The 12,899-nt window shown below is 72.3% G+C and carries 14 protein-coding genes; 1 reads left to right on the top strand and 13 read right to left on the bottom strand.

The features are described from left to right. Nucleotides 1–50 precede the first annotated feature (50 nt). The 3 genes from pyrH to rpsB form a co-directional block, all read right to left on the bottom strand. A complete protein-coding gene (pyrH, locus tag BH708_RS19005) occupies nt 51–806 on the bottom strand; it encodes a UMP kinase (protein ID WP_076810508.1) in 756 nt (251 codons plus the stop codon). Nucleotides 807–943: 137 nt separating this feature from the next. Continuing rightward, nucleotides 944–1,768 (bottom strand): translation elongation factor Ts, encoded by an 825-nt coding sequence (tsf, locus tag BH708_RS19000; protein WP_076810507.1) that lies wholly within the window; start codon nt 1,766–1,768, stop codon nt 944–946. 87 nt (nt 1,769–1,855) lie between these two features. Further along, on the bottom strand, nt 1,856–2,842 hold the full coding sequence (gene rpsB, locus BH708_RS18995) for a 30S ribosomal protein S2 (RefSeq protein WP_076810506.1): 987 nt from the start codon (nt 2,840–2,842) through the stop codon (nt 1,856–1,858). An 838-nt stretch (nt 2,843–3,680) separates the two neighbouring features. Here rpsB and BH708_RS18990 point away from each other — a divergent pair. Continuing rightward, the gene (locus tag BH708_RS18990; RefSeq protein ID WP_076810505.1) at nt 3,681–4,286 is read left to right on the top strand and encodes a murein hydrolase activator EnvC; all 606 of its coding nucleotides are present in this window, start codon (nt 3,681–3,683) and stop codon (nt 4,284–4,286) included. A 36-nt stretch (nt 4,287–4,322) separates the two neighbouring features. Here BH708_RS18990 and BH708_RS18985 read toward each other — a convergent pair whose 3' ends face one another. The 10 genes from BH708_RS18985 to trmD form a co-directional block, all read right to left on the bottom strand. After that, nucleotides 4,323–5,477 (bottom strand): tyrosine recombinase XerC, encoded by a 1,155-nt coding sequence (locus tag BH708_RS18985; RefSeq protein WP_076811632.1) that lies wholly within the window; start codon nt 5,475–5,477, stop codon nt 4,323–4,325. A gap of 37 nt (nt 5,478–5,514) precedes the next feature. Next, nucleotides 5,515–6,729: a DNA-processing protein DprA gene (gene dprA / locus BH708_RS18980; RefSeq protein WP_076810504.1), complete on the bottom strand. Its 1,215-nt coding sequence runs from the start codon at nt 6,727–6,729 to the stop codon at nt 5,515–5,517. After that, the gene (locus BH708_RS18975; protein ID WP_076810503.1) at nt 6,726–8,273 is read right to left on the bottom strand and encodes a YifB family Mg chelatase-like AAA ATPase; all 1,548 of its coding nucleotides are present in this window, start codon (nt 8,271–8,273) and stop codon (nt 6,726–6,728) included. The genes dprA and BH708_RS18975 overlap by 4 nt, the downstream gene beginning before the upstream one ends. A gap of 2 nt (nt 8,274–8,275) precedes the next feature. Next, the gene (locus tag BH708_RS18970) at nt 8,276–8,626 is read right to left on the bottom strand and encodes a YraN family protein (protein ID WP_076810502.1); all 351 of its coding nucleotides are present in this window, start codon (nt 8,624–8,626) and stop codon (nt 8,276–8,278) included. A 313-nt stretch (nt 8,627–8,939) separates the two neighbouring features. Then, nucleotides 8,940–9,242, bottom strand: a complete 303-nt coding sequence (locus tag BH708_RS18965; RefSeq protein ID WP_076810501.1) for a DUF2469 domain-containing protein — start codon at nt 9,240–9,242, stop codon at nt 8,940–8,942. Next, complete coding sequence (locus tag BH708_RS18960) at nt 9,239–10,072, bottom strand: ribonuclease HII (RefSeq protein ID WP_076810500.1); 834 nt, start codon at nt 10,070–10,072, stop codon at nt 9,239–9,241. The genes BH708_RS18965 and BH708_RS18960 overlap by 4 nt, the downstream gene beginning before the upstream one ends. Further along, nucleotides 10,069–10,842 (bottom strand): signal peptidase I, encoded by a 774-nt coding sequence (lepB, locus tag BH708_RS18955; protein WP_076810499.1) that lies wholly within the window; start codon nt 10,840–10,842, stop codon nt 10,069–10,071. The genes BH708_RS18960 and lepB (BH708_RS18955) overlap by 4 nt, the downstream gene beginning before the upstream one ends. A gap of 30 nt (nt 10,843–10,872) precedes the next feature. After that, on the bottom strand, nt 10,873–11,451 hold the full coding sequence (gene lepB, locus BH708_RS18950; protein WP_076810498.1) for a signal peptidase I: 579 nt from the start codon (nt 11,449–11,451) through the stop codon (nt 10,873–10,875). Nucleotides 11,452–11,458: 7 nt separating this feature from the next. Continuing rightward, complete coding sequence (gene rplS / locus BH708_RS18945; RefSeq protein WP_076811630.1) at nt 11,459–11,809, bottom strand: 50S ribosomal protein L19; 351 nt, start codon at nt 11,807–11,809, stop codon at nt 11,459–11,461. A 326-nt stretch (nt 11,810–12,135) separates the two neighbouring features. Beyond that, on the bottom strand, nt 12,136–12,894 hold the full coding sequence (gene trmD / locus BH708_RS18940; protein WP_076810497.1) for a tRNA (guanosine(37)-N1)-methyltransferase TrmD: 759 nt from the start codon (nt 12,892–12,894) through the stop codon (nt 12,136–12,138). Between the last annotated feature and the right edge of the window lie 5 nt (nt 12,895–12,899).

Below are 12,899 nucleotides of genomic sequence, written 5' to 3'. Positions count from 1 at the left end.
CGACGGCGCCGGGCGGCGATGTCGGCCGACGGCGTCGGACCGAGGGACGGTCAGTCGTGCGTGACGACCGTGCCGATCCGGTCGCCGCGCATGGCCCGGGTGATGTTGCCGGGCGCGTCGAGGCCGAACACCATCATCTGCTGCGCATTGTCCATGCACAGGCTGAAAGCGGTGGAGTCGACCACCTTGAGACCGCGCTGGAGGGCGTCGTTGTAGGTCACGTGGTCCAGCTTCACGGCGTCGGGGTGGGTGCGTGGATCCGCGTCGTAGACGCCGTCGACCCCGTTCTTGCCCATCAGGACCTCTTCGCAGCCGATCTCCAGAGCGCGCTGGACCGCGACGGTGTCCGTCGAGAAGTAGGGCATGCCGGCACCGGCGCCGAAGATGACCACGCGACCCTTCTCCAGGTGCCGCACGGCGCGCAGCGGGATGTAGGGCTCGGCGACCTGTCCCATCTCGATGGCGGTCTGCACACGGGTGGAGACCCCGCGCTGCTCGAGGAAGTCCTGCAGCGCCAGGCAGTTCATGACGGTGCCGAGCATCCCCATGTAATCGGCACGCCGACGGTCCATGCCGCGCTGGGACAGCTCGGCGCCGCGGAAGAAGTTGCCGCCGCCGACGACGATGGCGCACTCGACGCCCTCGGCCACCCCTTCGGCGATCTCCGCCGCGATGCGGGAGACCACGTCGGGATCGACCCCGACGGCACCTCCCCCGAAGGCTTCGCCGGACAGCTTCAGGAGGACTCGGCGTCCGTCCTGCTTCCGGGGGAGAACAGGGATGGGCGACGTGAACGTCTGGGTCATGAGGGTCCTTCCGCACTGGGTCCTCGGCGATGATACCGGCGCGGCCCCGCACCGATGGTGCGGGGCCGCGGGTCGGTGGCCACGCTCACGCGGGGCCGGGGGCGCCGGGCCGGGAGGTCCGGCTCCCCGAGGCGGTCTCAGCCGCCGACGCGGAAGCGGACGAATCCGCTCAGGGAGCCTCCGGCGGCCTCGACGACCGCACCGACGCTCTGCTTCGGGTCCTTGGCGAACGCCTGGTCGAGCAGGACGTTCTCCTTGTAGTAACCGTTCAGACGGCCCTCGACGATCTTCGGGATCGCCTTCTCGGGCTTGTTCTCGTTCTCGGCGGTCTCCTGAGCGATCCGGCGCTCGTTGGCGACGATCTCCTCGGGGACCTCCTCGCGCGTGAGGTAGGCCGGGGAGAACGCGGCGATGTGCATCGCGACGTCGCGCGCGACCTCGGCACCGGCCGCATCGGAGGCGACCAGCACACCGACCTGCGGGGGCAGGTCCTTGTTGGTGCGGTGCATGTAGGAGGTGATCGCCTCACCGGAGACGCGGCCGATGCGGCGCACCAGGATCTTCTCGCCCATGGTGGCGCCCGCGTTGGTCAGAGCCTCGCCGAAAGCGGTCTCGGAGAGATCCTCGGGCTGCTCGGCGCCGGAGTCGACCGCCGCGGCCACGGCCTCGTCGCCCAGGGCGACGAACTTGTCGTTCTTGGCCACGAAGTCGGTCTCGCAGTTGAGCTCCACGAGGGTGCCGGTCCGGCCGCCTTCGCTGTCGCGGATGTCGACGGCGATGAGGCCCTCGGAGGCGGTGCGCGCCTCACGCTTGGCGATGCCCTTGAGGCCCTTGACGCGGATGACCTCGATGGCCTTGGCCTTCTCGCCGTCGGCCTCGTCGAGGGCCTTCTTGACGTCGAGCATTCCCGCGCCGGTGATCTCCCGGATCTCCTTGATGTCTGCTGCCGTGTAATTGGCCATGTATGTCTCCCTCGGGGACGTGAAGTGTCGGGTCAGGCGAAACGTGCCGGAACCGGGCGGGCCCAGGGCCCGTCCGGTTCCGGACGATCACTCGGCGGAGGTGGGCTCGTCGGCCTCGGCGGACTCGGCGGCCTTCGCCTCGGCGGCGGCCGGCGCGTTCTCGGCCGGGGCAGAGCTGCCGGGAACCTCAGCGGCCGCGGGGGCCGCCGACTCGTCCGCTGCCTGTGCGGCCTCGGTGGCCTCGGCGGCGACCGACTCCTCGGCGGGTGCGTCCTGCTGCTGGACCTCGGACTGCTTCAGCAGCTCCTGCTCCCACTCGGCCAGCGGCTCGGCGGCGACGGCGGAGACGTTCTTCTCGCCCCCGTCGGCACCGGATGCCTTGGCGTGACGCTCCTGCAGGCCGGCGGCGACGGCGTCGGCCACGACCCGCGTCAGCAGGGTGACGGAGCGGATCGCGTCATCGTTGCCGGGGATCGGGTAGGTGATCTCGTCGGGGTCGCAGTTGGTGTCCAGGATCGCGACGACGGGGATGCTCAGCTTCTGCGCCTCGTCGACGGCCAGGTGCTCCTTGTTGGTGTCCACGATCCACACGGCCGACGGGGCCTTGGGCATGTCGCGGATACCGCCCAGGGTGCGCTCGAGCTTGTCCTTCTCGCGGCGCATCATCAGCAGCTCCTTCTTGGTGCGGCCGGAGGAGGCCACATCCTCGAAGTCGATCTGCTCGAGCTCCTTGAGACGGTTCACGCGCGCGGAGACCGTCTGCAGGTTGGTGAGCATGCCGCCCAGCCAGCGCTGGTTCACGTAGGGCATGCCCACGCGGGTGGCCTGCTCCTGGATGGACTCCTGAGCCTGCTTCTTGGTGCCGACGAACAGGATGGTGCCGCCGTGGGCGACCGTCTGCTTGACGAAGTCGAAGGCCTTGTCGATGTACGACAGGGTCTGCATGAGGTCGACGATGTAGATGCCGTTGCGCTCCGTGAAGATGAAGCGACGGACCTTCGGGTTCCAGCGGCGGGTCTGGTGACCGAAGTGGACGCCGCTCTCCAGGAGCTGGCGCATGGTGACGACTGCCATGGTGGTGTCCTCTGTTCTGGGCCTGGGCTCACACGACTCGCCCGGAGGCGTCCGTGGTCATCGCGCAGGACCTGTTCTCTCAGTTCTCCCCCGACACCGGTCGGTGCGGGGCCTGGTGCCCGGGTGCCGGCCGCCCCGACGATGCTCGCACCGAGGTGCGATGCGGCCGAGGACCGAGGGCCGACGAGCCCTGATGGGCACGCGAAGTCATCCGGACGGACCGGATGCTGGGGAGAGTCTAGCCGACGTCGACGCATCCCCCGGTGCTGGATGCGTCACGCCGGATACGGTGCGCCGGCGCGCTCTCGCATCCACGGGCGCCTTACGTGCACGCACCGCCCTATACCGCCCTATACGCGGCACCTTGCTCGCATTCCGCCAGTGGATGCGCATCGGCCCGACGACAGGACCGGACGGAGAACGGGCGGGGCGAGGGACGGGAACGGGTGCCGGGCGGGCCGGGCGGGGACGGGGCGGGAGGCGAACGTGAGTCGGGTGCGGGGCCGGGGCGCACGGGGATGGGGGTTGGTCGAGGAGCGCGATGCGCGAGGTCGACCGTCCTCCCCAACACCCCTGCGTCCACCGCGACGGCCCTGCCCGGGTCAGGGCTGCCGCCGCCGGGGAGGATGCCTGGATGGTTCCCCGTCATCCGTCCGCGATCACGCCGCCCCCACGCCCGGTTGTCCCGCGCGTGCTGCGCATCGTGCTGATCGTGCTGTGTGTGCTGCTCGCCCTGGCTGTCCCTGCCCCAGCAAGGGCTGAGGGGCCGGCCGGTGCCGAAGGCCCGGCGGGGGCCGAGGGGCCGCGCTGGCGATGGCCGGTCCCAGGACCGCATCCGGTGGTCCATCCCTTCGACGCCCCGGAGGATCCCTACGGGCCCGGCCATCGCGGCATCGACGTGGCCGTGCCGGGCGGCGGGACGCCCGTCCGCGCCGTCGAGGCGGGCACGGTGCGATTCAGCGGGAGCGTGGCCGGGCGCGGTGTGGTCTCGGTGCTGCACGCCGACGGGCTGATCTCGACCTACGAACCCGTCGCCGGAACGCTGGCGGAGGGCACAAAGGTCCGGGCCGGCGAGATGTTGGGCGTGGTCGCCGAGAGCGAGGCCTCCCACTGCTCGGGCCGGATGTGTCTGCATCTGGGGGCGCGTCGGGGCCAGGGATACCTTGATCCGGAGGTGCTGCTCGGGGCGCGAGGCCCCAGCGTGCTGCTGCCGTGGTCATCGGACGGACGGGCGACGGCCAGGGGCGCGGTGGCGGGGCGCACGGTCACGGAGGAGCGGGCGACGACCGAGGGACGAGCCGTCGCGGAGGAGACAGAAGCGAGGTCGGATTCGCTCTCGCACCCGCCGGTCTCCCGTCCACCGCCCCGCATCCCGCCGCGGAGCACGGACCGCGCGGCGACGACGGGTGCCGGGGCCGGTGTGCGGATCGCGCTGGCGAGATGAAGGGCACCTTCCGCTCCGGGGTCTCGGCGGTGTCCGTCAGGCGCGGGGGTGGGCCTGGTCGATCGTCCGCCGCAGGCGGTCCGCGCTGACGTGCGTGTAGATCTGTGTGGTCGCCAGCGAGGAGTGCCCGAGGAAGTCCTGGACGCTGCGCAGGTCCGCCCCGCCCTCGACGAGATGGGTGGCCGCGCTGTGGCGCAGGGTGTGCGGGGTGATGTGCTTGGCGATGCCGGCCCGGGTCGCGTAGCGATCGATCAGAGTGCGCACCGCGCGGTCCCCGAGTCGGCCGCCGCGCACGCCCAGGAACAGAGCCCCCCTCGGGTCCGGTGTCCCGCGGTTCCGTGCCACGGTCCGAGCCCGGCCGGCGAGGACGGGACGGCCCTCGAGCTCCCACCGCTGTACGGCCTCGAGCGCGGGAATCCCGACCGGGACGACGCGCTCCTTGTCCCCCTTGCCGCGCACCCGCACGGTCCGCTGGGTGCTGTCGACGCCCCGGGTGTCCAGCGCGACCAGTTCCGACACGCGCAGTCCCGAGGAGTACAGCAGCTCGAGCACCGCCGCATCGCGCAGCGCGATCGCGTGCTGCACGGGGTCCTCGCCCGGGACGGTCGCCTCCGTCGTGCCGTGGCCGCGGTGCGGATCACGATCCGGATCGCGGGCCTCCGACGGATCAGGAGCGTGGCTCGGGTCGGAGGATAGCGGTGCCTCGATCGGGTCAGGGGGCGCGTTCCCGTCGGGTGGGGCGGGGCGCTCGGGGGCGGCGGTGACCCCGTCCAGCAGGTCCGCGGCCTGGTCCCCCGAGAGCACGACCGGCAGATGACGGCCCCGGCGCGGTGCCTTCAGGCGCCCCCCGACATCCTGTGGGATGCGGCCGGTGGTCGCGAGCCAGGTGGTGAAGGTGCGCGCTGCGGCCGCCGAGCGGGCGAGCGTGCTGGCCGCCGCACCGGTCTCCGAGCGTGCCGCCAGCCAGGAGCGCAGCGCGGCCACGTCGAGCTCGACCAGATCGACGCGCTCGACGGCGGCCAGATGCTCGAGAAGGCTCGTGGCCTCCCGGCAGTAAGCCCGCACGGTGTGCTCCGAGCGCCCCCGCTCGAGACGGAGATGCTCGGCGAAGGCGGAGACCACGGCCTCGAGGGCGGGCTCCGCCTGCCCGGAAGGCTTCACCTCTCCGGAGGACTCCGACGCGGCTGTCATGGCCCCATGGTCCCTCATCCCGAGGCCGGAGCTCTCGTCACCTGCGAGGTCGGGCGCGTCGCGCACGGTCCCCCAGCGTCTCCACGAGTCCCAGCAGGGCCAGGCGTGCCAGCGCGGCGTCGACCTCCGCCTGCCCGAAACCGACCTCGCGGGCGATGCGGGCGATGGCGAGGCTCGAGCGCGGGGGCACCGCATCCAGGACCCGCCGATCGGCAGGGCTGAGCAGATCGAGCTCGTCCTGGACCGCGAAGCTCCCGTCCCCGGCGGCGGGGCCGCCGGGGAGCAGGTCCAGCAGCTCGGACGGTTCGGTGACCAGCACGGCTCCTCGCTCGCGGATGACGCGGTGGCATCCGGCGCTCGCCGCGGAGGTGATCGGTCCGGGCACGGCGCCGACCGGGCGCGAGAGCTGATCCGCGAGGCGCGCGGTGGACAGCGCCCCGGAGCGCCAGGAGGCCTCGACCACCAGCACGGCCTGGCCCAATGCCGCGATCAGGCGGTTGCGGGCCAGGAAGCGCCACCGGGTGGGGGCGGTCCCCGGCGGGGCCTCGCTGAGCACGAGGTGGTCGTCCCGGATGCGTTCGAGCAGGTCGGTGTTCCCCCCGGGATAGAGACGGTCGAGCCCGCCGGCGAGCACGGCGACCGTCGCCCCATCGGGTGCCGCGAGCGCCCCGCGATGGGCGGCGGCGTCGATCCCGTAGGCGCCGCCGGAGACGACGGTGCCACCGCGGGCGGCGAGCTCCGCCCCGAAGCCAGTGGCGGCGTCCTCCCCGTAGGGGGTCGAGGCGCGGGAGCCGACGATCGCGGCGCAGCGGGACGCGATCAGCTCGTCGAGCCGCCCCGGGCCCTGCACCCACAGGCAATGGGGGCTGGTCTCCTGCAGGTCCGCCAGGGGCGCGGGCCACTCCGGGTCCGCCGGGGTGAGGATCCGGATCCGACGGCGCCCGGCGTCCTCGAGGACCGCATCGAGGTCGATCTCGGCCCAGCGGGAGCGCCAGCGGGCCAGGGCGCGCCGGGACCGCTCGTGAGGGGCACCTGGCTCGGCGGCGTCGGCCGGGAGCTCGCCGCCGAGCCGCGTGGTCAGTTCCGTGTCGGTTCCCTCCCGGGCGAGGGTCAGGGCCTCGACAGGGCCGAGGAGGCTGCGGGCCAGCAGGGCGACGGGATCCGAGGGCTCGGCGATCAGGGACCAGGTGATCCTGGCGAGGCGGTCGGCAGGGTCATCGGCCGGTGCGGGGGTCGAGGTCGAGGGGGTCATCGCGGTTCTCCTTCGCGCAGGGTGAGGGCGAGGCCGATGTGCTCGGCGTCGGGCCGGTCCGACTCGTCGAGATCGGCCAGGGTCCAGGCCAGACGCAGGACCCGGTCGTGGCCGCGCAGAGTCAGCCGACCCTGGGCGACGGCATGGTCCAGGAGGCGGCGCTCGGGCAACCGGGGTGAGAACTCCCGGCGCAGCCGGGGCCCGGGCAGCTGGGCGTTGGTGCGCCAGGGCAGGCCCGCGAACCGCTGGCGCTGGCGCCGACGTGCCGCGGCCACCCGCTGGGCGATCACGGCCGTGGGCTCGGCCTCCGTCTCGCTGGTGCGGCGGATGTCCACCGGGCCCACCTGCACGCGCATGTCGATGCGGTCCAGCACCGGTCCGGAAAGGCGTGCTGCGTACCGCCGTTTCTGCATCGCGGTGCAGGAGCATCCTGCACCCTTGCCGAAGGCTTGGCCGCAGGGGCACGGGTTGGCCGCCAGGACCAGCTGGAAGCGCGCCGGGTATCGGGTCACCGCGCGGGCGCGGTGGAGGGTGATGTCCCCGGTCTCGAGCGGTTCGCGCAGCGCCTCGAGCACGCGGGAGGAGAACTCGGGGGCCTCGTCGAGGAAGAGGACCCCGGCATGGGCGCGGGAGATCGCTCCGGGACGGGCCAGCCCGGACCCTCCCCCGACGATCGCCGCGGTGCTGGAGGTGTGATGCGGACTCTCGAACGGGGGCGTCCGACAGAGCCCGTCGTCGGCATCGAAACGGCCGCCGAGCGAGTGGATCGCCGAGACCGTCAAGGAGTCGTCGATCTCGAGCTCGGGGAGGATCCCCGGGATGCGGGAGGCGATCATCGTCTTGCCGGCCCCCGGTGGCCCCGTCAGCAGCAGGTGGTGCCCTCCCGCGGCGGCGACCTCGGCAGCGCGGCGTGCCTGGGCCTGGCCGAGGACGTCGGCGAAGTCCGGGGGTGCGGCGGGGCCGGGTCGATCCATCGCCCCCGGACGCGGTGCGGTCAGCTGCAGGCTCTGGCGCACCGGGGAGGACGGGACGTCGGCCCCGAAGCGGTGCAGGAGGTCGGTGAGATCCTCGGCGCCGTCGACCTCGAGCCCGTCGACCAGCCGCGCCTCGGTCAGGTTCTGCTGCGGGACCACTGCCCGGGAGATCCCCAGGCCGCGCGCCGCCAGCAGCGCCGGCAGCACCCCGGGGATCGGGCGGACGCGCCCATCCAGCCCCAGTTCTCCCAGCAGCACCGTGTCGCCGGGGACGTGGACGAGGAGGTCGCCCTGGGCGTCCACGACCGCCATCGCGATGGCGAGGTCGAACCCGGACCCGCGTTTGGGCCGCCAGGCCGGTGTCATGTTCACGGTGATCCGGCGGGCGGCCAGAGGGACGCCGCTGTGGGCGGTGGCGGCCCTCACCCGCTCCCTCGCCTGCAGCGTGGAGGAATCCGGCAGCCCCACGAGGGTGAAGGCCGGCAGTCCCGGGGAGACGTCGGCCTCGACCTCGACGAGCGTCCCGTCGAGACCGGAGAGGCTGACCGAGAGCGTGCGTGCGTGGCCCATCCTCACACCGCTTCGAGATGCTCGAGGGAGAAGGTCCCGTCGAGGTGCGCATGGACACCGATCACGTCGACGCGCACGTCCCGATGCGGGGTGGACCGCTCCATGAGGTACTCCCCCGCCAGTCGTCGCAGACGTCGCAGCTTCGCGGTGGTGACAGCGGCCTGCGGCACTCCGGTGACGAACGTGCGGCGTGTCTTGACCTCGACGAAGACGAGGGTCGTGTGCGCGAGGGCGACGATGTCGAGCTCACCCTGGGAGAGCTGGAGGTTGCGCTCGATGATCTGCCATCCGCAGGCCACCAGGTGCTCGGCGGCGAGGTCCTCCCCCGCCCGTCCCAGCTCCGCGGTGGTCATCTCCCGGACCCTGCGACGCCCCGGCGGGGCGGAGGGCCCGGCGACCGGCGGATGTCCCGCCTCGCCCACCACAGGAGCCTCTTCCGACGGCGGGACCGTGCCGTCGGCGGGGCGGGGAGGACGAGGTGGAGGACTGTCGGTCGCGGGTCGCGGGGTGGAGGCGAGGGAGTTCATGCCCGCCAGCGTGGATGGATCCCGCTCGCGGCACAGCCCCGGCCGCCCGTTCTGTGGACGAGCACCCTCTGGGGAGGAAGGGCGGAGCAGACCGGCGCCGACCGGCGCTGGGCCGCCCGCCCCGAGGTCGAGGCGGTGGTCAGGGCAAGGAGATGTCCGGCTTGTTGAGCTCCTCGATGTTGACGTCCTTGAACGTCACCACGCGCACCGAGCGCACGAAGCGGTTGGAGCGGTAGATGTCCCAGACCCACACGTCGGCCAGACGCAGCTCGTAGAACACCTCGCCGCCGCCGGAGCGGACCTGGAGGTCGACCTGGTTGGCGAGGTAGAAGCGCCGCTCCGTCTCGACCACGTAGGTGAACAGGCTGACCACGTCGCGGTATTCGCGGAACAGCTGGAGTTCGAGGTCGGACTCGTAGTTCTCGAGATCCTGCGCGCTCACCGACGCTCCTCCTTGTGCTGCAGGGGCCACTGGTCGCTCCACAGTACGCCAGCGGGGCTGGGAGCAGGTGCGGGCACGGAGGTGGGCACCACCGGTGCCGCGGAGGCCGCCGGTTCCTCCGCAGCCGCGGGGGCCGGACCCACCGCGGTCAGCGCCGCCACCGGGGCCCCGGGGGCGGAGCCGAGCCGCCAGCTGCGACGGTGGTGCTCGTGGACTCCGAGCCGGTCGATGGCCTCCCGATGCGCGGCCGAGCCGTACCCCTTGTTCGACGCCCAGCAGTACTCCGGGGCGAGGCCGTCGAGCTCGACCATGTGCGCATCGCGGGCGACCTTCGCCAGCACGCTGGCGGCGGAGACGCTCGCGCAGTCCCGGTCGGCCGCGACCCGCAGCTCGACCACGGGCGCCGGTCTGTCCGGACGGACCAGCGCGGCGGAGAGCACGTCGGCGTCGCCGTCCAGCAGGATCGCATCGGGCTCGACGCCGAGACCCTCGAGGGCGCGCAGGCCGGCCCGGGTCAGTGCCCCCACGATGCCGAACTCGTCGATCTCGGCGGGACCCGCCCATCCGACCGCCCCGGCATGGACCGCCTTCAGGATCGGCTCCACCAGCGCCTCCCGGCGTCGCGGGCTGAGCTTCTTCGAGTCCCGCACGCCCTCGGGCAGGGCGGGGGTCCGTCCGTCGACGATCTCGAGCGCGCAGGCGCCCATGGCGACGGGGCCCGCCAGCGCGCCGCGACCGACCTCGTCGAGGCCGACGACGAGGCGCCGTCCCGGTCCGCAGCGGGCGGCCAGGGCGAGCTCGAGGTCGAGGGTGGGCAGTGTGACGGTCACGGCTGGTCGGGGACGTCGGTGAAGCTGTCGCGGCCGTCGCCCAGACCGCCCCACCGGGAGACGGGCCAGAAGACGACCTCGGCCTTGCCGGTGATGTTCGACTCGGGGACGAAACCGTTCTCGCCCTGGGACTCGTGCCAGGCGGAGTCCGCGGAGGCATGGCGGTTGTCGCCCATCACCCACACCCGGTCCTCGGGCACGGTGACGTCGAAGGCGACCTGGCAGGGCGAGGTGGCCTGATTGGTGTAGGGCTCGTCGAGCTCGACGCCGTTGACCGTCAGCGGTCCGCCCTGCTCCTCGCACTCGACGTGATCGCCGGGCAGCCCGATGAGCCGCTTGACCAGATGGTCCTGGGAGGGATCGGGGGCGAGGCCGACGAGGCTGAGCACCATCATCACCCGCACCCGGGGGGTGGGGTTCTCGGTCGCATCCCCGGGGATCCAGTTGTCCGGGTCCTCGAAGACGATGACGTCGCCCCGGTGCAGGTCGAACACGCCCGGGGTCAGCTTCGAGACCAGGATCTTGTCGTTCTCGAGCAGCGTGGGGTTCATCGACGCCGACGGGATGTAGAACGGCTGGATCAGGAACGTCTTGACCAGCACCGCGATGAGCAGGGCGACGACCATGGTGACCACCGTGTCCAGCCACAGCGGCATCCGGGCACGGCGGCCGGGGCGCTGAGTCGCCCGGTGCCTCCCGGGGGCATCCTCCTCCGGTGCGGCGTCCTGGGAATGGGACTCGGCACGGTGGGGCTCTTCGGACGCGTTCATCGCGGCGATACTATCCGCACAACCTGCGTGTCAGACCGTACCGCGACGCGTGAGAGGCCACACGATGCGATCGACGTCGCCCACGACCCGGTCAACAGGGATCATCCCGCCCCCCGGCGCCCCCAGCAGATGCCGCGAATCCGTGGAGTCCGAGCGGTTGTCGCCGAGCACGAACATGCGCCCGGGGGGAACGCGCAGATCGAACTCGATCTCGCTGGGAGCCGTGCCCGGGGCCAGGTAGGGCTCCTGGAGCGGTTCGCCGTCGATGGTGATCGCGCCGTCCGGGTCGCAGCAGCGCACCCGGTCGCCGCCGACGCCGATCACGCGCTTGACCCAGTACCGGCCCCCGTCCTCGGCCGACGGGGCGAAGTATCCGGTGCCGTCGAAGACGACGACGTCCCCGCGTGTCGCGGTCCCCCGCGTGGAGCGATCGGCGAGGATCACGTCTCCCGCGACGAGCGCGGGCTCCATGGATGCCGACGGCACCCGGAAGGGGCGGACCACGACATGCCGCACCGTCCCGGCTGCGACCAGGAGCAGCACGACGCAGACGGCGGCGGCCACCACCGGGTGGGGCCGCCGCCGTCCGCGCACGGGATCGCGATGCATTCCTGGATCAGGAGTGGGTGCGCTTCTCCTTGATGCGGGCCTTCTTGCCCGTGAGGTTGCGCAGGTAGTACAGCTTCGCGCGACGCACGTCACCGCGGGTGACGACTTCGATCTTGTCGACGGTCGGGGCGTGCACGGGGAACACGCGCTCGACGCCGACGCCGAAGGAGATCTTGCGGACGCGGAAGGTCTCGCCCACGCCGTGGCCCTGGCGACCGATGACGTAGCCCTGGAAGACCTGGATACGAGAGCGGTTGCCCTCGATGACCTTCACGTGCACCTTGACGTTGTCGCCGGCGCGGAAATCGGGGACGTCCTCGCGCAGGGACGCCTGGTCGAGCTCATCGAGCTTCTGCATGGTGTATCTCCAGCCCTCCGCCTCAGGTCGGACGGCGTGTTCGTCGGACGCCCCGAGATGGTCGGGGTCCGTCATGAACCGTCGATCCGGCGAGGAGCGAACTCCCCTCCCGGTGTGCTGGGCCTCTGGCGGCGACTCCCATCGCCACGGATCTGCCCGACCGCATGCTGCGTCCCTCCCCTGAGGCAGAGGAACGCACGGTGCGCACAAGGGGACATTCTGCCAGCGCAGGAACTCCTCGGCAAGCCTCGCTCCTGCCGATGACCCAGGTCAGCGCGATCCCGCGATGTCGGATCCGTCACGGCACGGCACGTCCTCCCCGGAGCTCAGTGCGGGGCATCGGGCCCGTCGGCCTCCCCGCCCGTCGGTCCGAGCAGATCGGGACGTCGCTCCCCGGTGCGCTGCACGGACCGTTCGCGGCGCCAGGCCGCGATCCTCCCGTGGTCGCCGGAGAGCAGGATCGACGGCGCCTCGCGCACGACGCCGGCGGGGTCCCTCCAGGTGGCGGGGCGGGTGTACAGCGGGTACTCGAGCAGCCCGTCGGAGTGGGATTCCTCGACCAGGGACTCAGCATTGCCGACGACGCCGGGCACCAGGCGCACCACGGCCTCGGTGATCGCGAGCACGGCGACCTCTCCGCCGTTGAGCACGTAGTCGCCGAGGGAGGCGAGAGCGACCTCGTAGCCGGTATCGGCCAGATGCTCGTAGACCCGCTCGTCGATGCCCTCGTAGCGCCCGCAGGCAAAGATGATCCACTCGCGGTGCGACCATTCCTGGGCGGTGGCCTGGGCGAACGGGGCGCCGGCCGGGTTGGGGAAGACGACCAGTGGTTCCACGTCGCCGAGCGCCTCCTGCCCGGCGGCGCGGACGCCCGCGAAGGCCTCCGCCCAGGGCTCGGGCTTCATCACCATGCCGGCGCCGCCCCCCAGCGGGGTGTCGTCCACGGTGCGGTGACGGTCGTGGGTCCAATCGCGCAGGTCGTGGACCTGCAGGTCGACGCGGCCATCGCGTCGGGCCCTGCCGATCAGGGAGAGCTCGAGCGGGGCGAGGTACTCGGGGAAGAGGGTGAGGACGTCGATGCGCATCGCGG

It is taken from the genome of Brachybacterium sp. P6-10-X1 (assembly GCF_001969445.1).
Lineage (GTDB): Bacteria > Actinomycetota > Actinomycetes > Actinomycetales > Dermabacteraceae > Brachybacterium.
The sequence above is the reverse complement of the archived record's forward strand: the minus strand, read 5'-3'. Positions and strand labels throughout refer to the sequence as shown.

Excerpts from the sequence above, each read along its gene's own strand:
- rpsB (WP_076810506.1), bottom strand. The coding sequence starts at position 2,842 with ATGGCAGTCGTCACCATGCGCCAGCTCCTGGAGAGCGGCGTCCACTTC.
- pyrH (WP_076810508.1), bottom strand. The coding sequence starts at position 806 with ATGACCCAGACGTTCACGTCGCCCATCCCTGTTCTCCCCCGGAAGCAG.
- lepB (WP_076810499.1), bottom strand. The coding sequence starts at position 10,842 with ATGAACGCGTCCGAAGAGCCCCACCGTGCCGAGTCCCATTCCCAGGAC.
- trmD (WP_076810497.1), bottom strand. The coding sequence starts at position 12,894 with ATGCGCATCGACGTCCTCACCCTCTTCCCCGAGTACCTCGCCCCGCTC.
- BH708_RS18970 (WP_076810502.1), bottom strand. The coding sequence starts at position 8,626 with ATGACCACCGCGGAGCTGGGACGGGCGGGGGAGGACCTCGCCGCCGAG.
- tsf (WP_076810507.1), bottom strand. The coding sequence starts at position 1,768 with ATGGCCAATTACACGGCAGCAGACATCAAGGAGATCCGGGAGATCACC.
- BH708_RS18975 (WP_076810503.1), bottom strand. The coding sequence starts at position 8,273 with ATGGGCCACGCACGCACGCTCTCGGTCAGCCTCTCCGGTCTCGACGGG.
- BH708_RS18985 (WP_076811632.1), bottom strand. The coding sequence starts at position 5,477 with ATGACAGCCGCGTCGGAGTCCTCCGGAGAGGTGAAGCCTTCCGGGCAG.
- dprA (WP_076810504.1), bottom strand. The coding sequence starts at position 6,729 with ATGACCCCCTCGACCTCGACCCCCGCACCGGCCGATGACCCTGCCGAC.
- rplS (WP_076811630.1), bottom strand. The coding sequence starts at position 11,809 with ATGCAGAAGCTCGATGAGCTCGACCAGGCGTCCCTGCGCGAGGACGTC.
- lepB (WP_076810498.1), bottom strand. The coding sequence starts at position 11,451 with ATGCATCGCGATCCCGTGCGCGGACGGCGGCGGCCCCACCCGGTGGTG.